At 74.1% G+C, this 22,951-nt stretch carries 21 protein-coding genes; 19 read left to right on the forward strand and 2 right to left on the reverse strand.

Features of this window, described 5'->3' with window-relative positions; all coding sequences use genetic code 11:
* From mltG to DEF28_RS11350, 6 genes are all read left to right on the forward strand, one after another.
* A partial coding sequence (gene mltG, locus DEF28_RS11325; RefSeq protein ID WP_114446137.1) for an endolytic transglycosylase MltG occupies window positions 1-1,471 on the forward strand: 1,471 nt, incomplete at its 5' end.
* A 103-nt stretch (window positions 1,472-1,574) separates the two neighbouring features.
* Entirely contained in the window at window positions 1,575-2,420 is an 846-nt protein-coding gene (locus DEF28_RS11330) for a shikimate dehydrogenase (RefSeq protein WP_114398264.1), read from the forward strand.
* A gap of 279 nt (window positions 2,421-2,699) precedes the next feature.
* Window positions 2,700-3,380, forward strand: a complete 681-nt coding sequence (infC, locus tag DEF28_RS11335) for a translation initiation factor IF-3 (RefSeq protein ID WP_114398265.1) — start codon at window positions 2,700-2,702, stop codon at window positions 3,378-3,380.
* A gap of 304 nt (window positions 3,381-3,684) precedes the next feature.
* The gene (gene rpmI / locus DEF28_RS11340; protein WP_114398266.1) at window positions 3,685-3,876 is read left to right on the forward strand and encodes a 50S ribosomal protein L35; all 192 of its coding nucleotides are present in this window, start codon (window positions 3,685-3,687) and stop codon (window positions 3,874-3,876) included.
* 182 nt (window positions 3,877-4,058) lie between these two features.
* Complete coding sequence (gene rplT / locus DEF28_RS11345; protein ID WP_114398267.1) at window positions 4,059-4,436, forward strand: 50S ribosomal protein L20; 378 nt, start codon at window positions 4,059-4,061, stop codon at window positions 4,434-4,436.
* Window positions 4,437-4,450: 14 nt separating this feature from the next.
* Window positions 4,451-5,272, forward strand: a complete 822-nt coding sequence (locus DEF28_RS11350) for a TrmH family RNA methyltransferase (RefSeq protein WP_114398268.1) — start codon at window positions 4,451-4,453, stop codon at window positions 5,270-5,272.
* 237 nt (window positions 5,273-5,509) lie between these two features.
* Here the strand turns inward: DEF28_RS11350 and DEF28_RS11355 are convergent, their stop codons facing one another.
* Complete coding sequence (locus DEF28_RS11355; RefSeq protein WP_233515240.1) at window positions 5,510-6,235, reverse strand: SDR family oxidoreductase; 726 nt, start codon at window positions 6,233-6,235, stop codon at window positions 5,510-5,512.
* A 105-nt stretch (window positions 6,236-6,340) separates the two neighbouring features.
* Between DEF28_RS11355 and DEF28_RS11360 the strand changes: the two genes are divergently transcribed.
* The 6 genes from DEF28_RS11360 (at window position 6,341) to DEF28_RS11385 (ending at window position 14,747) form a co-directional block, all read left to right on the forward strand.
* On the forward strand, window positions 6,341-7,180 hold the full coding sequence (locus DEF28_RS11360; protein WP_114398269.1) for a LysR family transcriptional regulator: 840 nt from the start codon (window positions 6,341-6,343) through the stop codon (window positions 7,178-7,180).
* Between the two features lie 498 nt (window positions 7,181-7,678).
* Window positions 7,679-8,752, forward strand: a complete 1,074-nt coding sequence (locus DEF28_RS11365) for a sensor histidine kinase (protein WP_233515241.1) — start codon at window positions 7,679-7,681, stop codon at window positions 8,750-8,752.
* 123 nt (window positions 8,753-8,875) lie between these two features.
* Window positions 8,876-9,994, forward strand: coding sequence for a phenylalanine--tRNA ligase subunit alpha (gene pheS / locus DEF28_RS11370; RefSeq protein WP_114398271.1), 1,119 nt, complete (start codon window positions 8,876-8,878; stop codon window positions 9,992-9,994).
* Window positions 9,994-12,498: a phenylalanine--tRNA ligase subunit beta gene (pheT, locus tag DEF28_RS11375; RefSeq protein WP_114398272.1), complete on the forward strand. Its 2,505-nt coding sequence runs from the start codon at window positions 9,994-9,996 to the stop codon at window positions 12,496-12,498. Before pheS ends, pheT begins: the two co-directional genes overlap by 1 nt.
* A 114-nt stretch (window positions 12,499-12,612) precedes the next feature.
* Complete coding sequence (locus tag DEF28_RS11380; protein ID WP_114398273.1) at window positions 12,613-13,101, forward strand: MarR family winged helix-turn-helix transcriptional regulator; 489 nt, start codon at window positions 12,613-12,615, stop codon at window positions 13,099-13,101.
* Between the two features lie 230 nt (window positions 13,102-13,331).
* Window positions 13,332-14,747, forward strand: a complete 1,416-nt coding sequence (locus DEF28_RS11385; RefSeq protein ID WP_181874320.1) for an NAD(P)/FAD-dependent oxidoreductase — start codon at window positions 13,332-13,334, stop codon at window positions 14,745-14,747.
* Between the two features lie 78 nt (window positions 14,748-14,825).
* Here DEF28_RS11385 and DEF28_RS11390 read toward each other — a convergent pair whose 3' ends face one another.
* The gene (locus tag DEF28_RS11390; RefSeq protein WP_114398275.1) at window positions 14,826-15,278 is read right to left on the reverse strand and encodes a hypothetical protein; all 453 of its coding nucleotides are present in this window, start codon (window positions 15,276-15,278) and stop codon (window positions 14,826-14,828) included.
* Between the two features lie 386 nt (window positions 15,279-15,664).
* Between DEF28_RS11390 and argC the strand changes: the two genes are divergently transcribed.
* The 7 genes from argC to DEF28_RS11425 all read left to right on the forward strand — a co-directional run bounded on the left by argC (window position 15,665) and on the right by DEF28_RS11425 (window position 22,933).
* Window positions 15,665-16,693, forward strand: a complete 1,029-nt coding sequence (gene argC, locus DEF28_RS11395; RefSeq protein ID WP_114398276.1) for an N-acetyl-gamma-glutamyl-phosphate reductase — start codon at window positions 15,665-15,667, stop codon at window positions 16,691-16,693.
* A 97-nt stretch (window positions 16,694-16,790) separates the two neighbouring features.
* Window positions 16,791-17,942 carry a bifunctional glutamate N-acetyltransferase/amino-acid acetyltransferase ArgJ gene (gene argJ, locus DEF28_RS11400; protein WP_114398277.1) on the forward strand — a complete coding sequence of 384 codons (1,152 nt, stop codon included), beginning with the start codon at window positions 16,791-16,793 and terminating at the stop codon, window positions 17,940-17,942.
* Window positions 17,939-18,874: an acetylglutamate kinase gene (gene argB / locus DEF28_RS11405; RefSeq protein ID WP_114398278.1), complete on the forward strand. Its 936-nt coding sequence runs from the start codon at window positions 17,939-17,941 to the stop codon at window positions 18,872-18,874. Before argJ ends, argB begins: the two co-directional genes overlap by 4 nt.
* Window positions 18,871-20,076, forward strand: coding sequence for an acetylornithine transaminase (locus DEF28_RS11410; RefSeq protein ID WP_114398279.1), 1,206 nt, complete (start codon window positions 18,871-18,873; stop codon window positions 20,074-20,076). Before argB ends, DEF28_RS11410 begins: the two co-directional genes overlap by 4 nt.
* Window positions 20,069-21,052 carry an ornithine carbamoyltransferase gene (argF, locus tag DEF28_RS11415; protein ID WP_181874319.1) on the forward strand — a complete coding sequence of 328 codons (984 nt, stop codon included), beginning with the start codon at window positions 20,069-20,071 and terminating at the stop codon, window positions 21,050-21,052. Before DEF28_RS11410 ends, argF begins: the two co-directional genes overlap by 8 nt.
* Entirely contained in the window at window positions 21,049-21,666 is a 618-nt protein-coding gene (locus DEF28_RS11420; RefSeq protein WP_114398280.1) for an arginine repressor, read from the forward strand. Before argF ends, DEF28_RS11420 begins: the two co-directional genes overlap by 4 nt.
* 67 nt (window positions 21,667-21,733) lie before the next feature.
* Window positions 21,734-22,933 carry an argininosuccinate synthase gene (locus tag DEF28_RS11425; protein WP_114398281.1) on the forward strand — a complete coding sequence of 400 codons (1,200 nt, stop codon included), beginning with the start codon at window positions 21,734-21,736 and terminating at the stop codon, window positions 22,931-22,933.
* Window positions 22,934-22,951 lie beyond the last annotated feature (18 nt).

Here is a 22,951-nt window from a genome sequence, read left to right on the forward strand (position 1 = left end):
CCGGGACGCCCACGGCTACCGCGGCCGCCGCGCGCGCTCCGAGCCGGCCGCGGAGGCGCGCCCGACCCCCGTGGACGGGCTCATGGCGCTCGGACGGCCGGTCGAGGACGAGGAGGCCGCGCCGGCGGGCCGCCGGCGCCGCGCGCCCGCGGATCACCTCGACCGCACGCCGGCGGCCGGGCTCGACCTCGGCCCCGGCCCCGAGGAGGCGGAGCCGCCGCGCCGCGGCCGCCGCGCCCGCGGGGCCGAGCAGCCGGAGGACGCGCCGAGCGCGCTGCGGGACGACCGCGACGGCGAGGCGTGGGACGACGAGGAGGACGAGGAGCACGAGCAGGGCCGGGGGCCCCGCCGCGCGGCCGCCGCAGGGCGGGGGCGGCGGGCCCGCCCCGAGCCCGCGGGCCGGCGCGGCGGCGGCCGGCGGGCCACCCGGCGCCGCCGCAAGCGCGGCCGGATGTCGCCCGCTGTCCTCGCCCTGGTGATCGTGCTCATGGCCGGGGCGGGCGGGGGCGGAGCCGTGGCGCTGCGCACCTACGTGTTCCCGCCCGACTTCGATGGCGAGGGCAGCGGCGAGGTGGAGGTCGCCATCGGTTCCGGCGCCACCGGCACCGACATCGGGGAGACGCTGGAGGAGGCCGGGGTCGTCGCCAGCGTGCGGGCGTTCACCAACGCGATCGACGGGGCGCACGTCGCGCCCGGCACCTACGTGCTGCGCGAGGGGATGAGCGCGGAGGCGGCGATGGAGCTGCTGCTGGACCCCGAGTCGCGGATCGGCATCCGGGTGACGATCCGCGAGGGGCTGCGCGCCAGCCAGATCCTCGCCGAGCTGTCCGAGGCCACCGAGATCCCGCTGGAGGAGTTCGAGGCCGCCTACGCCGACACCGCCGCGCTGGACCTGCCGGCCTACGCGGACAAGGGCCCCGAGGGCTACCTGTTCCCCGACACCTACATGATCGACTCCGGGACGCCCGCCGTGGGCATCCTCAACCAGATGGTGCGGCGCTACGACGACGCCGCCGCGGAGCTGGAGCTGGAGCGGCGCGCCGAGGAGCTCGGCTACACGCCGAACGAGATCATGGCGGTGGCGGCCATCGTCCAGGCCGAGTCCGGCGGCGTCGACGACATGGCGAAGATCGCGCGGGTCGTCTACAACCGCCTGGACCAGGGGATGTACCTGAAGATGGACAGCACCTGCTTCTACGCGCTCGGCGAGTACGGCATCGCGATGAACGCCCAGCAGCAGCAGGCGTGCCGGGACTCCGGGAGCGACTACGAGACGTATTTCCGCGAGGGGCTGCCGGCCGGGCCGATCGTGAGTCCGGGCGCGGACGCGATCAACGCCGCGCTGGAGCCGGCCGACGGCGCGTGGCTGTTCTTCGTCGCCACCGACCCGGAGAACGGCGTCACGGAGTTCGCCGAGACGGAGGCGGAGTTCTGGGAGCTGGTGAACAGGTTCAACCAGAGCCAGCAGTAGCCGGCGGCAGGGGTGGGTGCGCCGCAACCGCGGCGCACCCACCCGTGCGCGGAGCCGCCGCCCGGGCAGGCGGTGATCAGCGGGACACGGGGAGGACGGGGAGATGGTCAGGCGCGCCGCGGTGCTGGGGTCGCCCATCGCGCATTCGCTGTCGCCGGTGCTGCACACGGCGGCCTACGCCGAACTGGGGCTGGCCGCCGAGTGGGAGTACCAGCGCCACGAGTGCGGCGAGTCGGGGCTGGCGGCCTTCCTGGACGGCTGCGACGCGTCATGGGCCGGGCTCTCACTGACCATGCCGCTGAAGCGCGTGGCGCTCGCGCTGGCCGACACGGTCCACGAGCCGGCCGCGGCGGTGGGCGGCGCCAACACCCTCGTGTTCCGCGACGGCCGCCGGCACGCCCACAACACCGACGTGGCCGGCATCGTCGCGGCGCTGCGTGAGGCGGGGACCACCCGGGTGCGCACCGCGACCGTCATCGGTGCCGGGGCCACCGCGGCCTCAGCGCTGGCCGCGCTGCGCGAACTGGGCGCCACCGAGCCGCACGCCGTGACCGCGCTCGCGCGCTACCTGGGCCGCACCGCGGAGCTCTCGGCCGCCGCGGAGCGGATGTCAGCCGTGGTCGCCTTCGCCCCGCTGACCGACATCGAGCGGCACCTGGACGTCGACCTCGTGGTCTCCACGGTGCCGGCCGGCGCCGCCGACCACCTCGCCGACGTGGTGGCCGCCGGCCGTGCCGCGGTCTTCGACGTCGTGTACGCGCCGTGGCCGACGCCGCTGGCCGCCGCGGCCGCCGGCGCCGGCCGCACCGCGGTCGGCGGGTTCGAGATGCTGCTGCACCAGGCGGCGGTCCAGGTGGAGCTGATGACCGGTGCCGAGCGGGCCCCGGTCGAGGCGATGCGGGCCGCCGGCCTCGCTGAACTGCGCCGGCGGGCGGCCGCACCCGCCTGAGCGGCCGGGCGTCCGGGAATACCCGAACGCTCCGGAAGCTTGATAGAGTGGGTCTCTGACCTGATCCGGTGCTCCGGCACCGGACACGTAAGCGGAGGCCGATCCTCCCACCTACCGGGGCGAAACCCGTGTAGGTCCGGTACACGGAACCGAACCGGCGGCACGGCGACTCGTTCACCGAACGTCGGGATTCGGGCTCGTGGCGCACCGGTTGGCGACCTGGTCGCCGGCCGCGGCGTCCTCCGGTGGATCACCCCGCTTGCACCCGCTGGCGGGGTTTTGCTTTGCGGTCCCACGGACCCGGGCGGGCCTCCCGGCACACACAGCGACACGACAGAGCTAGGGAGGGGTCCCATCAGCGCTGAGCCCCGCATCAACGACCGTATTCGGGTTCCAGAGGTCCGACTCGTCGGGCCCAACGGCGAGCAGGTCGGCATCGTCCCGGTCGGGGACGCGCTGCGCCTCGCGCAGGAGGCCGACCTCGACCTCGTGGAGGTCGCGCCGACCGCCCGCCCGCCGGTCGCCAAGCTGATGGACTACGGCAAGTTCAAGTACGAGTCCGCGGTCAAGGCGCGCGAATCGCGCAAGAACCAGTCGAACACGATCATCAAGGAGATCAAGCTCCGTCCGAAGATCGACCCGCACGACTACGAGACCAAGAAGGGTCACGTGGTGCGGTTCCTCAAGGGCGGCGACAAGGTCAAGGTGACGATCATGTTCCGCGGCCGGGAGCAGTCCCGGCCCGAGCTGGGCTTCCGCTTGCTGCGCCGGCTGGCCGAGGACGTGCAGGAGCTCGGCCAGGTCGAGTCCCAGGCGAAGCAGGACGGCCGCAACATGGTCATGGTGATCGGCCCGCACAAGCGGCGTTCCGAGCACAAGGCGGAGGCCCGCGCCGCGGCCGAGGGCAAGACCCGGTCGCGCGAGCCGCGTCCGGCCGCCGGCGCCGAGCAGGGGAGCTGATCGCCGCCGTCCGCCGACGGTGCAGGGCACCGCTCGCGGACGGCGCCGACCATGGGTCCCGACGGACATCCGGGCCCCACCCGTCAACGACGAGCGGGGGGATCCCGCGCCGCGGTCGCGTCCCGCTGGGACGCGACGCGGCACGGGGTTGCCCCCGCACCCGCGTGCGGGGTGGGTGTGCACAGCCGCGCCGTCCCCCGGTGTGGGCGTGTGGACACCACCACGCAGCACAGAGCCAGTCAGGTTCCGTGCCGCCGGCCTCGGCGGCACGCCGAGCGAGTAGTTGAAGGAGACGACGGCGACAATGCCGAAGAACAAATCGCACAGTGGAGCCAGCAAGCGCTTCCGGGTGACCGGCTCCGGCAAGATCATGCGCCGCCGTGCCAACAAGAACCACCTCCTGGAGCACAAGCCGACCAAGCGCACCCGCCGCCTGACCGGTGATGTCGTGCTGGCCCCGGCCGATGCGAAGAAGATCAGGAAGCTGCTCGGCTAGCACGCCGATCCCCGGGGCCCGCCGCGGGCGGGTCTGATTCGCCGCCCACGGGTGCGCGCGCCCCGAGCGGCGCCGCCGCCCCCCGGCGGGCAAGTTCGTTCCGACCGGCCTCCGGTTCGCCCAACCGGAAAGGCCGCCCGGTGGCGCGGACAACGCGCACCGGTTACTCATGAGGAGTCACAGTGGCACGCGTGAAGCGGGCTCTCAACGCCAAGAAGAAGCGCAGGGTCGTCCTCGAGCGCGCCAGCGGGTACCGCGGCCAGCGGTCGCGCCTGTACCGCAAGGCCAAGGAGCAGATGCTCCACTCGATGACCTACGCCTACCGGGACCGCAAGGACCGCAAGGGCCAGTTCCGTCGGCTGTGGATCCAGCGCATCAACGCCGCCGCCCGCGCCAACGGCCTCACCTACAACCGGTTCATGCAGGGCCTGAAGGCCGCCGGCATCGAGGTGGACCGCCGCATCCTGGCCGACCTCGCGGTCAGCGACGCGGCCGCGTTCGCGACCCTGGTCGAGACCGCCAAGAAGGCGCTGCCGGCCCCCGCCCAGTCCGCGGCCTGATCCGGGCGGTCGTGATGGCGGGCCACGAGTTCACCAGCATCCGGTCCCCGAGGATCAAGGGGGCTCGTCGGCTCGCCAAGCGCGCCTTCCGGCAACGCGAGCGGCGCTTCCTCGCCGAAGGCCCCCAGGCCGTGCGGGAGGCGCTCGCCCGGCCCGGCGTCGTGCACGAGCTGTACACCACCGCCGAGGCCGCCCAGCGGCACGCCGACCTGGTCACCGCCGCCTCCGCCTCCGGGGTCCCGGTCCACCGGGTCACCCTGGAGGTCATGGGCGAGCTCGCGCAGACGGTGACCCCCCAGGGGCTGCTCGCCGTCTGCGCGTTCGTCGACGTGCCGCTGTCCGCCCTCTCCGGGGCCCGCCTGGTGGCGGTGCTGTCGCACGTACGGGATCCCGGCAACGCCGGCACCGTGCTGCGGACCGCCGACGCCGCCGGCGCGGACGCCGTCGTCTTCACCGACGCATCCGTCGACCCCTACAACGGCAAGTGCGTGCGCGCCTCCGCCGGCAGCCTGTTCCACCTCCCCGTCGTGGTCGGCCCGCGGGTGGCCGAGGTGGTGGCGGCCCTGCGCCGCGCCGACGCGCGCGTCCTCGCCGCCGACGGCCGCGGCGACCGCGACCTCGACGCCGCCGCTGACGGCGGCGACCTCTCCGGCCCGGTCGCCTGGATCTTCGGCAACGAGGCGTGGGGCCTCCCGGAGGACACCCTGGCGCTGGCCGACGCCGCGGTGCGCGTCCCCATCTACGGCGGTGCCGAGAGCCTCAACCTCGCGACCGCCGCGGCGGTGTGCCTGTACACCACCGCCCGCGAGCAGCGCCGCGCCGCCGTCGCCGGCTAGTGGTCCGGCCCGCCGCCGTGGCCGGGTAGCCGACGTGCCGTCTCCTGGTCAGCGGGACCGTCCGCAGGACCTGGTCCCGGAGCCGGGCGGCGAAGGATCCGGTCCGGCTGCGGCGGGCGATCGTGGTACTGAATGTCCGCCCTGGGCCGGACGGTCCCGGACATCACCTCGCTGATGCGGGTCGGCGCGGCGGGGCGTCTGCGCTCTGATCGACGAGGGACGCATCCGGAGGCCGGGTCACCAGGGTACGACCCCGTCGTCGTCGAACAGCTGGCCGGTCGGGCCGTCGTCCGGCAGGGTCGCCAGCCGGATGGCGATCGCCGCGCCCTGCTCGGGTGTCCGGGTCCCCCTGGATCCGTTGAGGTCGGTGGCCACGTAACCGGGGCAGGCGTTGTTGATCAGGATGCCGGTGCCGCTCAACTCCTTGGCGTACTGGATGGTGACGGCGTTGAGGTAGGTCTTCGTCGGCGCGTAGGCCCCGCTGGTCCCCCCGAGGTCGACGCCGGGCGCGGTCTGCAGTGTCAGGGAGCCGACGTGGCTGGACTGGTTGACGATCCGCGGGTGCTCCGAGCGGCGCAGCAGCGGCAGCATCGCGTTGGTGACCCTGATGACGCCGATGACGTTGGTCTCCACCAGTCGCCGCACGGTCTCAAGGTCCATGGTCGTGGGTTCCTCCGGCCAGCCGCCGGCAGCGCCAGCGTTGTTGACCAGCACGTCGAGCCGGCCCGTCCGCTCCTCGATCAGTCGGACCGCGGCGGTCACGCTCCCGCCGTCGGTCACGTCCAGGGGCACGCCGAACGCGTCGGCACCAGCCGCGCGCAGCTTGGCCACGGCATCCTCCCGGCGCCGCCTGTCCCGGGCGCCGACACCGACACTCAGGCCCCGCGCACCCAGCCCGGCCGCGATCTCGTACCCGATTCCCTTGTTCGCGCCAGTGACCAGCGCGATCGCCTTCTCGCTCACGACGACGAGCATGCCCGCGCCGCGGCCGGGCTCCAACACCATCTCGGTCGTGCGGCGATACCCGAGCGATATCGATCTGGCCGCTGCCGTCCTTATCCTGGGCTCGTGGAAATACGCGAGCTGCGGTACTTCGTCGCCGTCGCCGAGGAGCTGCACTTCGGCAAGGCCGCCCAGCGCCTCGGGATAGCCCAGCCGCCGCTGTCCCGCACGATCACCCAGCTCGAACGGCGGCTCGGAACCGCGCTGCTGGAACGCAGCAGCCGCAGGGTCGCGCTCACCGAGGCCGGAGGCGTGCTGCTGGCCGAAGGGCGCGCGATCCTCAGCGCGGTGACCGCGGCCGAGCGGCGTACCCGACGGGCCGCGGCAGCGCACCCCAGCCTCGTCCTCGCCGTCAAGTCCGGCACCGCTGGCGAGCTGCTGACGAAACTGCTCGACGCCTACGCCGCGGAACCCGGCGCGGCCACCGTCGAGCTGCTGCTGTGCGAGGCACACCAGCACCAGCGGCTGCTGCAGGACGGGCAGGCTGACGTGGCTCTGCTCCACCTGCCCTTCGACTCGCCTACCGGGCTCGACACCGAAACCCTGTACACCGAGGGACAGGTCGCGGTCCTGCCGGCCTCGCATCCGCTCGCCCGCCGCTCCCAGGTCCGGATGGCCGACGTCACCACGCTGCCGGAGCTCCCGATAGCCCGCTGGCCCGGTCCCGGCGGCAGCTACCCGGAAGGGCCGGGCGCGGAGGTACGGAACCTGACACAGCTGTTCCAGCTGATCGCGCTCGGCCGCACCACCGCGGTCATTCCCGAGTCCGCCAGCGCCGACCTGCGCCGTGACCTCGCCGCCGTGCCGGTCCTGGACGCTCCGCCCGTGACAACGGTGATCGCCTGGCCGCCGCACAGCCGCCTCCGTGCGGTCGCTGACCTGATCCGCGTCGCGACACGTCGTTGAACCCGGACGCGGATGGCGGCCACCTGCGGCAGCCCCGATCAGGCACCTGGCAGCCCAACGCTCCTGCACCAGCGAGGCGGCGTGCTCGAACGGCTGCGCGTTATGCGTGCGGGGACTGGCGACCCTTAATGCGGGTAGCCCGGTATCGCCCCTGCTCCGCGCCCTGAATACCGGCCGGCTGCTTACGGAGTGTGGTGGTTCGCCCGGGAATCACCGCAAAATGGGGGCAATATCGGGGCGTCGCGGTGTTGCTCGCCTACCCTCAGTTGCCGATACGCTCGAACTCTCACCCTCGGCCGCTCCAGCGGCCCGTCCGGCGGACCGCGTGGGACGAGGCGGGGCGAGGTGCGAGGTCAGGCGCGTAGCCAGCCCGAGCAGCGGGTACTGACCTTCGGTGTCATGGTCGTGGCGTGACCGCCTGGTAACGCTCGGCGCACAACATGGGCGGTTGCGCACTCCAGCGGCGCGGATGTTCATATATGGCTTGGGGAGGCGGTCGTGCGCGGCGACCAGTCGGCGGAGGAAGCCGGTCGGCATGCTCATGGGCTCTCTCCCGAGGACCTACCCGACGGCGTCCTGGTCGCCGACCGCAACGGCCGGGTGGTGACCTTCACCCGCATGGCCAGCCGGCTCACCCGGGTGCCCGCCTCGGCCGCGCTGGGCCGGGACTTCCGGGACGTCCTGCCGCTGCACGACGCCGAGGGGCGCGACTGGTGGAAGTACAGCGACCCCTACGGCGGGCTGCGCATCCGCACCCGCCAGCCCGAACGCACCCTCCTGCTCGCCGACGGCCGCGAGATCCTCATGGCCGCGCGCTACGTGCGGGAGGAGCGCGGCGGCGACGTCGTGCGGCTGGTCGTGACCCTGCGCGACGCCGCGCACCGCGCCCGCAGCGAGCGCAACCGCGCCGACCTGGTCTCCACCGTCGCCCACGAGCTCCGCTCGCCGCTGACCAGCGTCAAGGGCTTCACCGCGACGCTGCTGGCGAAGTGGGAACGGTTCACCGAGAACCAGAAGCTCATGATGCTGGAGACCGTCAACGCCGACGCCGACCGCGTGACCCGGCTCATCGCCGAACTGCTCGACGTCTCCCGGATCGAGTCGGGCCGGCTGGAGCTGCACCGCCAGGTGGTGGACCTGCCCGAGCGGGCCCGCAAGGTCGTCGCCGGGCGGGTCGCCGCCGGGGACCCCGTCGAGCGGTTCCGGCTGGAGGTGCACGGGCCGCTGCCCGAGCTGTGGCTGGACGCCGACAAGGTCGAGCAGATCATGGCGAACCTCGTGGAGAACGCGGTACGGCACGGCGCTGGTACTGTCACCATTGTGATCGAGCCCCACGAGGGAGGAGCAGCGGTGTCGGTGCGCGACGAGGGCGAGGGCATCGCGCCCGATGCCGTTCCGCGCGTCTTCCGCCAGTTCTGGCGCAACAAGCGCCGGGGGGGGACCGGCCTCGGCCTGTTCATCGTCAAGGGGCTGATCGAGGCCCACGGCGGCGCGATCACGGTCGGACGCGCCCCCAGCGGCGGCGCCGAGTTCCGATTTACCGTGCCCGCCGGCACCCCCGAGTTCGCCTGAGCGGACCCGGACGGCAGGCGGCGGGCGGCACCAGCTCCTTTGTCGGATTGCGCCCGCCGCGTCTCGCGGCGGGCCGTGACGGCCGCCCGGCCCGACGGGCGCGGGCGGCGAGGCGAACACACCATGTCTGCACCGAACAATTCCTTTGACCCCGTCGAGGTGACCGCGCTGCACCCGGACGAGGTCGCCCGCATGCGCGAGGAGGCGCTGGCCGCCATCGCGGCCGCCGGCGACCTGGCCCGGCTCAAGGAGGTCCGCCTCGCGCACGCCGGCGACCGGTCGCCGCTCGCGCTGGCCAACCGCGAGATCGGCGCCCTGCCGCCGGCCGCCCGCTCCGAGGCGGGCAAGCGGGTCGGCGGCGCGCGCCGGGACGTCTCCGAGGCCCTGAAGCGGCGCCAGGCCGAGCTGGAGGAGGAGCGCGACGCGCGCGTCCTCGTCGAGGAGGCCGTGGACGTCACGCTGCCCTGGGACCGCCGCCACCGCGGCGCCCGGCACCCGCTGACCACCGTGGCCGAGCGCATGGCCGACATCTTCGTCGGCATGGGCTTCGAGGTGGCCGAGGGCCCCGAGGTCGAGGCGGAGTGGTTCAACTTCGACGCCCTCAACTTCCTGCCGGACCACCCGGCCCGGACGATGCAGGACACCTTCTTCGTCGAGTCGGCCGCCGGCGGCGACTCCGGGCTGGTGCTGCGCACCCACACCTCGCCGGTCCAGGTGCGGGCGCTGCTGGGGCGGGAGCTGCCGGTCTACGTCGTGGCGCCCGGGCGGACCTTCCGCACCGACGAGCTCGACGCCACCCACAGCCCGGTCTTCCACCAGCTGGAGGGGATGGTCGTCGACGAGGGCATCACGATGGCCCACCTGCGCGGCGCCATCGACGCGTTCGTCTCCGGCATGTTCGGCTCGGGGCTGCGCACCCGGTTCCGCCCGTCGTACTTCCCGTTCACCGAGCCCTCGGCCGAGGTGGACATGGAGTGCTTCGTCTGCCGCGGCGCGTCCGTGGGCGACCCCGACGCGCCCTGCCGCACCTGCGGCTCCGAGGGGTGGATCGAGATCGGCGGCTGCGGCGTGATGAACCCGCGGGTGCTCGTCGCGGCCGGCGTCGACCCCGAGCGCTACAGCGGCTGGGCGTTCGGCCTCGGGGTGGAGCGGACCCTGATGTTCGCGCACGGCGTGCGCGACATGCACGACATGGTGGAGGGTGACGTGCGGTTCACCTCGGCGTTCGGGATGGAGATCTGATGCGCGTCCCCGTTTCCTGGCTGCGCGAGTACGCGGCCCTGCCGGCCGGCGTGACGGCCCGGGAGCTCGCCGCCCGGCTGATCGCGGTGGGCCTGGAGGTCGAGACCGTCGACGAGCTGGGGGCCGACATCACCGGCCCCGTCGTGGTGGGCCGGGTGCTCGCCATCGAGGAGCTGACCGGCTTCAAGAAGCCCATCCGCTACTGCCGGGTCGACGTCGGGGCGGCCAACGGGTCCGGCGACCCGCAGAACATCATCTGCGGCGCCCGGAACTTCTCCGAGGGCGACCTCGTCGTGGTGGCGCTGCCGGGCGCGGTGCTGCCGGGCGGCTTCGCGATCGGCGCCCGCAAGACCTACGGCCGGATGTCGGAGGGCATGATCTGCTCGGCCACCGAGCTGTCCCTCTGGGAGGACCACGAGGGCATCATCGTGCTGCCCGAGGGCTTCGCCGAGCCGGGCACCGACGCCTTCGAGCCGCTGGGGCTGCGCGACGACGTCCTGGACATCGCCGTCACCCCCGACCGCGGCTACGCGCTGTCCGTCCGCGGGGTGGCGCGCGAGGCGGCCGCCGCCTACGGCGTGGAGTTCCGCGACCCCGCGGACGTGGCGCTGCCGGCGGCGGACGCCGCCGGCGGCTACCCGGCCTCGGTGGCCGACGCGGCCATCTGCTCGCGCTACGTGCTGCGCGGGGTCACCGGGTTCGACCCGGACGCGCCGACCCCGCTGTGGATGAAGCGCCGCCTGGCCATGACGGGCGTGCGCTCCGTCTCGCTCGCGGTCGACGTGACCAACTACGTGATGATGGAGCTGGGCCAGCCGCTGCACGCCTGGGACCGCGCCCGGGTGCGCGGCCCGATCGAGGTGCGGGCCGCGCACCGCGGCGAGCGGCTGGAGACGCTCGACCACGTCAAGCGGACGCTGGACCCGGACGACATCCTCATCACCGACGAGTCGGGGCCCATCAACATCGCCGGCGTCATGGGCGGCCTGGACACCGAGATCGGCCTGGAGACCACCGACGTCCTGATCGAGGCCGCGCACTTCGACGCCGCGCACATCGCCCGGTCGTCGCGTCGGCACCAGCTGTCCTCGGAGTCCTCCCGCCGGTTCGAGCGCGGCGTGGACTCCGCGGTGCAGCTCGCCGCGGCGACCCGCGCGGTCCTGCTGCTGGAGGAGCTCGGCGGCGCGGTCGTGGACGAGGGGGTGACCCACATCGACCTCGGCGCCGCCCGGCAGCCGGTCGCGCTCGCGGAGCGGCACGCCGCGCGGGTCGCCGGGGTGGACTACCCGAAGGGGACGTCCGCCCGCCGGCTGCGCGAGGTGGGCTGCGAGGTGGCCGAGGCCGACGGCGGCGACACGCTGCTGGTCACGCCGCCGTCCTGGCGGCCGGACCTGGGCGATCCCAACGACCTCGCCGAGGAGGTCATCCGGCTCGAGGGCTACGAGAACATCCCGTCGGTCCCGCCGCGCGCGCCGGCCGGCCGCGGCCTCACCAGCGGCCAGCGGCTGCGCCGGGCGGTCGGCCGCGGGCTCGCCGGCGCGGGCTTCGTGGAGGTGCTCAGCTACCCGTTCCTCGGGGAGCGCGACCTCGACGGGCTGCAGCTGGGGGCCGAGGACGCCCGCCGCCGGACCCTGCGCCTGGCCAATCCGCTCAACGACGACGAGCCGCTGCTGCGCACCACGCTGCTGCCGGGGCTGCTGAAGGCGCTGGCGCGCAACGTCGGCCGCGGGTTCGGCGACGTCGCCCTGTTCGAGACGGGGCTGGTCTACCTCCCGCGCGAGGGCGCTCCCGAGCGGGCGCCGATGCTCGCCGTGGACCGCGGGCCGACGGGGGAGGAGCTCGCCGCGGTCGAGGCGGCCATCCCCGAGCAGCCGCGGCACGTGGGCGCGGTGCTGGCCGGGGACCGCGAGCCGGCCGGCTGGTGGGGACCCGGCCGTCCGGCCACCTGGGCCGACGCCATCGAGGCCGCACGCGAGGTGGCCCATGCGGCCGGCGCCGAGCTCGTCGTCCGCGCGGCGCGCCGCGAGCCGTGGCACCCGGGGCGCTGCGCCGCGCTGTACGTCGCGGGGGCCGAGGGGGCGGTGCTGGTCGGGCACGCGGGCGAGCTGCACCCCCGCACGGTGGCGGCGTTCGGCCTGCCGGCGCGCACCGCGGCCATGGAGCTCGTGCTGGACCTCGTGGAGCGGGCTGGGGTGCGGGCGGCCGCCCCGGAGGTGTCCACCTACCCGGTGGCGACCCGTGACGTGGCGCTCGTCGTGGACGCCGCGGTTCCGGCGGGCGAGGTGGAGGCAGCCCTGCGCGAGGGTGCCGGCGAGCTGCTGGAGAGCGTGCGGCTGTTCGACGTCTACACCGGAGAGCAGGTCGAGGAGGGGCGCAAGTCCCTCGCCTACGCGCTGCGGTTCCGGGCGGCGGACCGCACGCTGACGGCGGAGGAGGTGGCGGCGGCGCGGGCCGCGGCCGTTGCCGCCGCCGCCGAGCGGACCGGGGCCGTGCTGCGCGGCTAGCGGAGAGGGCGCCCGCCGGTCCGGCGGGCGCCCGCCCCCGTCTTCTTCCTGGAAAGATACTTCCGGTTACACTGGACGGTGTCGGCCACACGGATGTGGCCCGGGGGAGGGAACATGGCGGCCGAAGGCGAGCGAGGGACCGGACCGGGGCTGGACGACGACGAGCTCATCACGGCCTGGGGTCTGTTCTACGAAGCGCTGAACCTGACGACTCCGCTGCTGCTGGAGGGCATCGACCCCTCCGGCAAGGAGCTGACGGGCCCGTGGTTCGAGGTGCTGCTCCGGCTGCAGCGCTCTCCGGGCCACCGGCTGCCGATGAGCGAGCTGGCCCGGCAGGTCTCCCTGAGCAGCGGCGGCTTCACCAAACTGGCGGACCGGCTGGAGCGACGGGGCTACCTGGCGCGGCAGTCCTGTCCCTCGGACCGCCGGGTGACCTACGCGGCGCTCACACCCGAGGGGCTGGAGCTCGCGGAGGAGTCGCGCCGCAGGCACGTCGCCCTGCTGCGGACGCACGTGCTGGAGCCGCTCGGCGCGGAGGGCGTCCGGGAGTTCGCCGACCGGGCGCGGCAGCTGAGGGACAGTTCGGCGCGCACGGTCCGCTGACGGAGCGGAACCGGCTCCGCGGTGTGATCGTCCGAGGAGTGCGGGAAAACCCGCAATCCAGGCAAACCGGCCCGCTACGCTGGCGATGATCTTGGATCCCGCACCACCGGATCCACCGCCGTCGTCCGTGGTCCGAGCGGGGACCGGCCGGCCGCGCGCCGGGAGCGGGCGCGTCCAGCATTGTCGAGCCAGGGGAGATTCGGTTGAAACTCGTCGCCAGCGCGGCCCAGATGCGCGCAGTGCCCCGTTCGTCGGAGTTCCGCAACGGCGGTGTCTCCTTCTGGTTCCGCCAGACCGGCCTGCCCGACCGCCGCCCGGCGCTCCCCGGGTCCGCCGACTACGACGTCTGCGTCGTCGGCGCCGGCTACACCGGCCTGTGGACCGCCTACTACCTGAAGAAGGCGCAGCCCGACCTGCGGGTCGCCGTCCTGGAGCGCGAGTTCGCCGGGTTCGGTGCCTCGGGCCGCAACGGCGGCTGGCTGTCGGGCCACCTCGCCGGCTCCCGGGAGCGCTACGCCGCGTCGCACGGCAAGGGCGGGGTGATCGCCCTCCAGCGCGCCATGATGGCCGCCGTGGACGAGGTGATCGAGGTCGCCGCCGCCGAGGGGATCGACGCCGACATCGTCAAGGGCGGGATGCGGGTCGTCGCGACCAACCCGGCGCAGCGCGCCCGGCTCCAGGAGGAGGTCCGGCTCCTCCAGGAGTGGGGGTTCTGGCCGGAGGACATGTACCTGCTCGAACACGACCACGAACCGCGGCTGCGGGTGGACGGCACGGTGGTGGCCGCCCACAGCCCGCACGCCGCGCGCGTCCAGCCGGCCCGGCTGGTGCTCGGGCTGGCCCGGACGGTCGCAGATCTCGGGGTCGATATCTTCGAGGACACCCCGGTCACCGAGATCCGGCCCCGAGAGGGCGAGGAGCTGCCCGCCGCGGTCACCGAGCACGGCACCGTGCGCGCCGAGTACGTCATCCGGGCCACCGAGGCGTTCACCGCCTCGCTGGGCGGCCCGCGCCAGCGGTGGTCGCCCATGGGCAACTCCATGATCGCCACCGAGCCGCTCAGCGCCGACACCTGGCGGCACATCGGCTGGGAGGGGCGCGAGGTGCTCCGCGACGCCGCGCACGCCCACATCTACGCCCAGCGCACCGCCGACGACCGCATCGCGATCGGCGGACGCGGTGCCCCCCACCGCCCGGGCTCCGGGCAGGACGGCACCGGGGCGACCCAGCCGCAGGCCATCGCCGAGCTCTGGCGCGCGCTGGCCCGGCTGTTCCCCGCCGCCTCCGACGCCCCGGTCGCGCACGCCTGGTCCGGGGCGCTCGCCGTGCCCCGCGACGGCTGTCCCACCGTGGGCCTGGACTCCGCCACCGGCCTGGGCTGGGCGGGCGGCTACGTCGACAGCGGGGTCACCACGAGCAACCTCGCCGGCCGTACCCTGCGCGACCTCGTCCTGGGCCGGCAGAGCGAGCTCACCCGTCTGCCCTGGGTCGGCCGGAGACCGCGCGGCTGGGAGCCCGAACCGCTGCGGTGGATCGGCACCCAGGTCACGCAGGGGCTGTACCGCACGGCCGACCGCCGCGAGGCGCACCACGTCTCCCAGACCTCGGCTCTGGCCTCGCTCGCGGAGAAGCTGTCGGGGCGGTGAGGCGGTTTCCGGGCCAGCGGCACACTTTTCCCGTATACCGGAAGCCGTGTACGCGATACCGCCCCGTTCTCGGACTGATCAACAGGCCAGGGGCCACCACGGCCCAGCTTTCGGAAAGCCCGCTCCCGTAGCTTGCGGCTCCGACGCCGGGGCGACGTTGACCTGGTACTGCGTGATGTCCAGGCTGACGACCAACGCGCGAGGATGGTCAGCACCGCGGTCACGTTCCTGGCCGAACTCATGAAGCACGCGGACGTCAGGCGTCCGGTCATCGCCGACGTGGCCCCCAAGGTCTTTCCCTGGATGCGTTTCCTGCCCGAGAAGGCGGGAGAGGAGTTCCGGCAGCGACTCGCCGACCTTCTCCGCGCCACCGAGGAGCTGGACGACCCGGCCCCGCTCCTCCAGCTTGTCGCTGAGTGGCAGCGCACCGCGGAGGTCTATGCGGACCCTGAACTCCTCGCGATCCTGATGCGCGGCGACGAAGAGCGCGGCGACTACGGGCCCGCTCCCCCGCCCCCGGGGGACAGCCATGAGTCCGAGGCGTGGAGAGCGGGCCGCTCCTCCTGCGGCTCAGGACGAGTGGGAGGCGTGCCTTCCCACTACGGAAGCGGCGACCCGGTCACCACGCCCCCAGCACGGACCCGGTCCAGGGGACCGGCGCCTGTGGCGGCGCAGGAGCCCGGGCGGGCCGGGGTGGCCGGCGACGCCCGCGGCGGTGCCAGAGGCCGGCCCTCGCGCCGCCGAGTGGGCCGAGCAGGCGGTCCGGGTCACCGGCGGGCCGGACGCGCTCGGCGGCCACGTAGAGCGGGCCGCGCGGCCCCTCCGGCCTTGCTCGATTCTTATGCACCTACTTGCATAAAATTACAACACCTTGCATGATGGGAGCGTCGACCGGGCAACGACGGGGGAGAGCGGCGATGGGATTCACGGCGGCGGTCGCCGGTGCCAGCGGGTACGCGGGCGGGGAGGTCCTGCGGCTGCTGCTCGGACACCCCGAGATCGAGATCGGCGCCCTGACCGCCGGCGGCAACGCCGGCAGCCGCCTCGGTGCGCTCCAGCCGCACCTGGTGCCGCTGGCCGACCACGTGCTCCAGGAGACCACCGCCGACACGCTCGCCGGCCACGACGTCGTCTTCCTCGCGCTGCCGCACGGCCGGTCCGCGGCGATCGCCGAGCGGCTCGGCGAGTCCACCGTGGTCGTCGACTGCGGCGCCGACTTCCGGCTCGCCGACCCCGACGCCTGGCAGCGCTTCTACGGCTCCCCGCACGCCGGCACCTGGCCGTACGGCCTCCCCGAACTCCCCGGTGCGCGCGAACGGCTGCGCGGCGCGCGGCGCGTCGCCGTCCCCGGCTGCTACCCCACCGCCGGCACGCTCGCGCTGTTCCCGGCGCTCGCCGACGGGCTCGTCGAACCCGACGTCGTCATCGTGGCGGCCTCCGGCACCTCCGGCGCCGGCAAGGCGCCCAAGCCGCACCTGCTCGGCAGCGAGGTCATGGGGTCGGCCACCGCCTACGGGGTCGGCGGCGCGCACCGGCACAACCCGGAGTTCACCCAGAACCTGTCCGCCGTCGCCGGCGCGCCCGTCACGGTCTCCTTCACCCCGGTGCTCGTCCCGATGCCGCGCGGCATCCTGGCCACCTGCACGGCCCCGGTCCGCCCCGGCACCACCGCCGCCGCGGTGCGCGAGGCCTACCGGCGGCGGCTCGCGGACGAACCCTTCGTCCACCTGCTCCCCGAGGGCACCTGGCCGGCCACCTCCATGACCCTGGGCGCCAACACCGCGCTGGTGCAGGTCGCCGTGGACGAGGCCGCCGGCCGCCTCGTCGCCGTCGCCGCCATCGACAACCTGACCAAGGGCACCGCCGGAGGGGCCGTGCAGAGCGCGAACCTCGCGCTCGGCCTGCCCGAGACGAGCGGCCTCCCCGTCAGCGCGGTCGCCCCCTGACCGCCGGCCGCCCGCAGGGCGCCGCCCCCGAGGACCTCGATCGTTCCCGATGCTTCCGGCCCGGCACGGGCTCCAGCAGCGAGCGAAAGGCAGCACAGTGAGCGTCACCGCACCCCGCGGCTTCCGGGCCGCAGGCGTGGCCGCCGGTCTCAAACCCGGCGGCGCGCGCGACGTCGCCGTCGTCATCAACGACGGCCCGTCGCGCGCCGCCGCCGCGGTCTTCACCAGCAACCGCGTCAAGGCGGCCCCCGTCCTGTGGTCGCAGCAGGTACTCGCCGGCGGGCGGGTCCGCGCCGTCATCCTCAACGCCGGCGGCGCCAACGCCTGCACCGGCGCTCCCGGGTTCCAGGACACGCACACCACCGCGGAGCGCGTGGCCGCCGCCCTGGAGGACTCCGCCGCCGAGATCGCGGTGTGCTCCACCGGTCTCATCGGCGAGCGGCTCGACATGCCCAAGCTGCTGGCCGGCGCCGACGAGGCCGTCGCCACCGCCGCCCGTGACGGCGGGCTCGCCGCCGCCGACGCCATCCGCACGACCGACACCGTCGCCAAGATCGCCTTCCGGCGCGGCGCCGGCTACACCATCGGCGGCATGGCCAAGGGCGCCGGCATGCTCGCGCCCTCCCTGGCCACGATGCTCTCGGTCGTCACCACCGACGCGGACCTCACCGCCGAGCAGTGCGACCGGCTGCTGCGGGCCGCCACCCGGGTCACCTTCGACCGGGTGGACGCCGACGGCTGCGTCTCCACCAACGACACCGTGCTGCTGCTCGCCAGCGGCGCCTCGGGCACCGTTCCCGACGAGGACGAGTTCGGTGCCCTGCTCACCGAGGTCTGCCACGACCTCGCCCGCCAGCTCATCGCCGACGCCGAGGGCGCCTCCAAGTCCATCGCCATCGAGGTGGTCGGCGCCGCCAGCGAGGACGACGCCGTCACCGTGGCCCGCTCCATCGCCCGCAACGCGCTGTTCAAGTGCGCCATCTACGGGGAGGACCCCAACTGGGGCCGCGTCCTCGCCGCGGTGGGCACCACCGACGCCGCGTTCGACCCGGACCACCTCAACGTCGCCATCAACGGCGTGTGGGTCTGCCGGGGCGGCGCCGTCGGCGACGACCGCGACAAGGTGGACCTCAAGCCCCGCGAGGTCACGGTCACCGTGGACCTGTCGGCCGGAAGCCACGCCGCCACGGTGTGGACCACCGACCTGACCGTCGAATACGTGCACGAGAACTCGGCCTACTCCACATGATCTCCCGCGCCCACGAACTGGCCCTCGACAAGGCCGGCACGCTCGTCGAAGCCCTCCCGTGGCTGAGCCGCTTCCACGGCCGCACCGTGGTCGTCAAGTACGGCGGCCACGCCATGGCCGACCCCGAACTGCGCGCCCGGTTCGCCGAGAGCGTCGTGTTCCTCCGCTACGCCGGACTGCGGCCCGTGGTCGTGCACGGCGGCGGTCCGCAGATCAACGCCCACCTGGACCGGCTTGGGGTGGAGAGCACCTTCACCGCCGGCCTGCGGGTCACCACGCCCGAGACGATGGACATCGTCCGCATGGTGCTGGTCGGCCAGGTCAACCGCGACATCGTCGGTCTGATCAACCAGCACGGACCGTTCGCCGTCGGCATGTCCGGCGAGGACGCCCACCTGCTCACCGCCGAGCGCAAGCCGGCCATCGTCGACGGCGAGCCCGTGGACATCGGCCTGGTCGGCGAGGTCGTCGAGGTGCGGCCGCAGGCGGTACGCACCCTCCTCGACGACGGGCACATCCCGGTGGTGTCCAGCATCGCCCGCTCCACCGAGGGCGTGTACAACGTCAACGCCGACACCGCCGCCGCCGCGCTCGCGGTCGGGCTCGACGCCAGCAAGCTCATCGTGCTGACCGACGTCGAGGGCCTCTACGCCGACTACCCGGCCAACACCGAGCTGATCAGCCGGCTCACCGCGGGCGAGCTCGAAGGGCTGCTGCCCCGGCTGTCCGCCGGCATGGCGCCCAAGATGGAGGCGTGCCTGCGCGCCGTGCGCGGCGGCGTCCCCCAGGCGCACGTCCTGGACGGCCGCATCCCGCACGCCATGCTGCTGGAGATCTTCACCGACGACGGCATCGGCACCATGGTGGTCGCCGACGAGGCCGAGTCCGACACCGAGCCCGCCGCACCCGGCTCCGGAGGTGACCGCGCGTGAGCGCCACGACCGAACTCCAGGCGCGCTTCGACGCCGTCCTCATGCCCAACTACGGCACGCCCCCGGTCGCGCTGGCCCGCGGCGAGGGCCGCTACGTCTGGGATGTCGAGGGCAACCGCTACCTCGACCTCATCGCCGGCATCGCCGTGTCCGCCCTCGGGCACGGCCACCCCGCCCTGGTCGAGGCGGTCACCCGCCAGGTCGGCCGGCTCGCGCACACCAGCAACCTGTTCCTGCACGACGGCGAGGTGGAGCTGGCCGAGCGGCTGGTGGCGCTGGTCGGCGGCGACGCCCGGGTGTTCTTCGCCAACTCCGGGACCGAGGCCAACGAGGCGGCGCTCAAGCTCGTCCGGCGTGCCGCGGGTCCCGGCCGCGACCACGTCGTCTCCACCGTCGCGGGCTTCCACGGCCGCACCTCGGGGGCGCTCGCCCTCACCGGCAAGCCGGCCATCCGCGACCCGTTCGGCCCCTTCGGACTGGACGTCCGGTTCGTCCCCTACGGGGACGGCGCGGCGCTGCGCGCCGCCGTCACCGAGACCTGCCAGGCCGTCTTCGTCGAGCCCGTCCAGGGCGAGGCGGGCATCGTCACCCCGCCCGAGGGCTACCTGCGCGAGGTCCGGGAGATCTGCGACGCCACCGGGGCGCTCTTCGTCCTGGACGAGATCCAGAGCGGCGTCGGCCGCACCGGGCACTGGTTCGCCCACCAGGAGGCCGGCGTCCGGCCGGACGTGCTGACGCTCGCCAAGGGGCTCGGCGGCGGACTCCCCATCGGGGCCTGCGTCGGCTTCGGCCGCGTCGGCGGCGCCTTCCACAAGGGCGACCACGGCTCCACGTTCGGCGGCAACCCGGTCGCGGTCGCCGCCGCGCTCGCCGTCCTCGACGTGATCGAGGAGGAGAAGCTGCTGGAGAACGCGGCCGAGCAGGGGAACCTGCTCGCCGAGCGCGTCGAGGCGCTGGGCTCTCCGCTGGTCACCGCCGTGCGCGGCGCCGGCCTGTGGCGCGCCGTGCAGCTGGCCGCCCCCGTCGCGGCCGACGTCCAGGCCGCGGCCGCCGCGCACGGGTTCCTGGTCAACGCGGTCGCGCCCGACACCGTCCGCATCGCCCCGCCGCTGACGATCACCCGGGAGGAGATCCTGGAGTTCGCCGGCGCCCTGCCCACGATCCTCGCCGAGGTCTCCGAGAAGGGAGCCCCCCATGCCTGAGCCGACCGCACCGACTCCGGCCGCCGATCCCGCCGCGCCCGCCGTGCGGCACTTCCTGCGCGACGACGACCTCACCGCCGCAGAGCAGACCGCTGTCCTCGACCTCGCCGACGCGATGAAGAAGGACCGGTTCGCGCACCGCCCGCTGGAGGGCCCGGAGACCGTCGCGCTGGTCTTCGACAAGCCCTCCACTCGGACCCGGGTGTCCTTCGCGGTCGGCGTCGCCGACCTCGGCGGCCAGCCGCTCGTCATCGACGCCCAGACCAGCCAGCTCGGCCGCGGCGAGCCCATCGAGGACACCGCCCGGGTGCTCGACCGCCAGTGCGCCGCCATCGTCTGGCGCACCTTCGCCCAGGCGCGCCTCGAAGCCATGGCCGCCGCCAGCCGGGTGCCGGTCGTCAACGCGCTGACCGACGAGTTCCACCCGTGCCAGATCCTCGCCGACCTGCAGACGGTCCGCGAGCACAAGGGCCGGCTGTCCGGGCTCGTGCTGGCCTACTTCGGCGACGGCGCGAACAACATGGCGCACTCCTACCTGCTCGGCGGCGCGCTCGCCGGCATGCACGTCCGGATCAGCGCGCCCGAGGGCTACCACCCCGACGCCGCCGTGCTGGCCCGGGCCCAAGAGATCGCCGCCGAGACCGGCGGATCCGCGGAGGTGGCCGAGACCCCGGCCGCGGCCGCGACCAACGCCGACGTGCTCGCCACCGACGTCTGGACCTCCATGGGCCAGGAGTCCGAGGCCGCCGAGCGTGTTGACCCGTTCCGGCCCTACATGGTGGACGAGCTCCTGCTGGAGCTCGCCGCCCCCGGCGCCATCGTGCTGCACTGCCTGCCGGCGCACCGCGGCGAGGAGATCGCCGCCTCCGTCATCGACGGCCCGCACAGCGTCGTCTGGGACCAGGCCGAGAACCGCAGACACGCGCAGAAGGCGCTGCTCGCCTTCCTGCTCGGCCGGGGGGACCGGCGGCGATGACCGGCCGCTCCGCCGGGCCCCAGGGCGACGGGACCCGCCTCGGCGGCCCGCCGCCCGGCGCCGGGGGGGAACAGCCCGCGGCGGCCGCCGACCACGCGGGGCCGGCGCCGCTGACCAAGGCCGCCCGCCACGCGCGCATCACCGAGGCGCTCACCCGCAACGACGTCCGCTCCCAGAGCGAGCTGGCCCGGCTGCTGGCGGACTCCGGAGTGCACGTCACCCAGGCCACGCTGTCCCGGGACCTCGACGAGCTCGGCGCGGTCAAACTGCGCACCGTCGACGGGAACCTGGTCTACGTCCTGCCCGGCGAAGGGGGTGAGCGCCTCCAGCGGGCGCGGCCCGACACCCTGGACCTGGAGCACGTGACCAACTCACGCCTCACCCGCCTCGCTGAGGACCTGCTGGTCTCGGCGGAGTCCTCGGCCAACATGGTGATCGTGCGGACCCCGCCGGGCGCGGCGCAGTACCTGGCCTCGGCGATCGACCACACCGACATACCGGCCATCCTCGGGACCATCGCCGGCGACGACACCATCCTGGTGATCTCCCGCGATCCCCAGGGCGGGGCCGAGCTCGCCGCCGCCCTGCTGCGACTGGCCAGCCGGCGGCCCTGACCGCCGGCGTCGTCGGACACCGCGCGCACCGACAGCGGGCGCACCCACCGTCGAAGGAGAACGTCTCATGACCGAGCGGGTCGTACTCGCCTACTCAGGAGGTCTCGACACCTCCGTCGCCATCGGCTGGATCGCCGCGGAGACCGGCGCCGAGGTCGTCGCCGTGGCCATCGACTGCGGCCAGGGCGGCGAGGACCTCGACGTCATCCGGCAGCGCGCGCTGGACTGCGGCGCCGTCGAGGCCGTCGTCGCCGACGCCCGCGACGAGTTCGCCAGCCAGTACTGCGTGCCGGCGCTGCGGGCCAACGCGCTCTACATGGACCGCTACCCGCTGGTCTCGGCGCTGTCCCGGCCGCTGATCGTCAAGCACCTCGCCGACGCCGCCCGCTACCACAACGCGACCATGGTCGCGCACGGCTGCACCGGCAAGGGCAACGACCAGGTGCGCTTCGAGGCCGGCCTCGCGGCGCTCTTCCCCGAGCTCAGGGTCCTCGCCCCGGTGCGCGACTCCGGGATGACCCGGGACAAGGCCATCGCCTTCGCAGAGGAGAAGGGCCTGCCGATCGACGTCTCCAAGAAGTCCCCCTACTCCATCGACCAGAACCTGTGGGGGCGGGCCGTGGAGACGGGCTTCCTGGAGGACATCTGGAACGGCCCGATCGAGGACGTCTACGCCTACACCGATGACCCGGCCGAGCCGCGCGAGGCCGACGAGCTGGTCATCACCTTCCAGGCCGGCGTGCCCACCGCGGTGGACGGCAAGGACCTCACCCCGCTGCAGGTCATCGAGGAGCTGAACCGCCGCGCCGGGGCGCAGGGGGTCGGGCGCATCGACATGGTCGAGGACCGGCTGGTCGGCATCAAGAGCCGCGAGGTCTACGAGGCGCCCGGCGCGATCGCGCTGATCGCGGCGCACCAGGAGCTGGAGAACGTCACCGTCGAGCGCGAGCTCGCGCGCTTCAAGCGGGGCGTCGACCAGCGCTGGGGCGAGCTCGTCTACGACGGGCTGTGGTTCTCGCCGCTGAAGAAGGCGCTGGACGGGTTCATCGCCGAGGCCAACGCGCACGTGTCCGGTGACATCCGCATGGTGCTGCACGGCGGCCGCGCGGTCGTCACCGGCCGGCGCAGCGACGCGTCGCTGTACGACTACGAGCTGGCCACCTACGACACCGGTGACAAGTACGACCAGAGCCTGGCCCGCGGCTTCATCGACGTCTGGAGCATGCCGGCGAAGATCGCCAGCCTGCGCGACCAGAAGCTGTCCTAGCCGACCCCGCGCGGGGCC

This window comes from Marinitenerispora sediminis (assembly GCF_003336425.1).
In the GTDB taxonomy this organism is placed as follows: domain Bacteria; phylum Actinomycetota; class Actinomycetes; order Streptosporangiales; family Streptosporangiaceae; genus Marinitenerispora; species Marinitenerispora sediminis.

What these genes read in the sequence shown, in the direction of transcription:
- DEF28_RS11330 (WP_114398264.1), top strand. Translation starts at nt 1,575, where the DNA reads ATGGTCAGGCGCGCCGCGGTGCTGGGGTCGCCCATCGCGCATTCGCTG.
- rpmI (WP_114398266.1), top strand. Translation starts at nt 3,685, where the DNA reads ATGCCGAAGAACAAATCGCACAGTGGAGCCAGCAAGCGCTTCCGGGTG.
- DEF28_RS11350 (WP_114398268.1), top strand. Translation starts at nt 4,451, where the DNA reads ATGGCGGGCCACGAGTTCACCAGCATCCGGTCCCCGAGGATCAAGGGG.
- pheS (WP_114398271.1), top strand. Translation starts at nt 8,876, where the DNA reads ATGTCTGCACCGAACAATTCCTTTGACCCCGTCGAGGTGACCGCGCTG.
- pheT (WP_114398272.1), top strand. Translation starts at nt 9,994, where the DNA reads ATGCGCGTCCCCGTTTCCTGGCTGCGCGAGTACGCGGCCCTGCCGGCC.
- DEF28_RS11380 (WP_114398273.1), top strand. Translation starts at nt 12,613, where the DNA reads ATGGCGGCCGAAGGCGAGCGAGGGACCGGACCGGGGCTGGACGACGAC.
- DEF28_RS11385 (WP_181874320.1), top strand. Translation starts at nt 13,332, where the DNA reads ATGCGCGCAGTGCCCCGTTCGTCGGAGTTCCGCAACGGCGGTGTCTCC.
- DEF28_RS11390 (WP_114398275.1), bottom strand. Translation starts at nt 15,278, where the DNA reads ATGGCTGTCCCCCGGGGGCGGGGGAGCGGGCCCGTAGTCGCCGCGCTC.
- argC (WP_114398276.1), top strand. Translation starts at nt 15,665, where the DNA reads ATGGGATTCACGGCGGCGGTCGCCGGTGCCAGCGGGTACGCGGGCGGG.
- argB (WP_114398278.1), top strand. Translation starts at nt 17,939, where the DNA reads ATGATCTCCCGCGCCCACGAACTGGCCCTCGACAAGGCCGGCACGCTC.
- argF (WP_181874319.1), top strand. Translation starts at nt 20,069, where the DNA reads ATGCCTGAGCCGACCGCACCGACTCCGGCCGCCGATCCCGCCGCGCCC.
- DEF28_RS11420 (WP_114398280.1), top strand. Translation starts at nt 21,049, where the DNA reads ATGACCGGCCGCTCCGCCGGGCCCCAGGGCGACGGGACCCGCCTCGGC.
- DEF28_RS11425 (WP_114398281.1), top strand. Translation starts at nt 21,734, where the DNA reads ATGACCGAGCGGGTCGTACTCGCCTACTCAGGAGGTCTCGACACCTCC.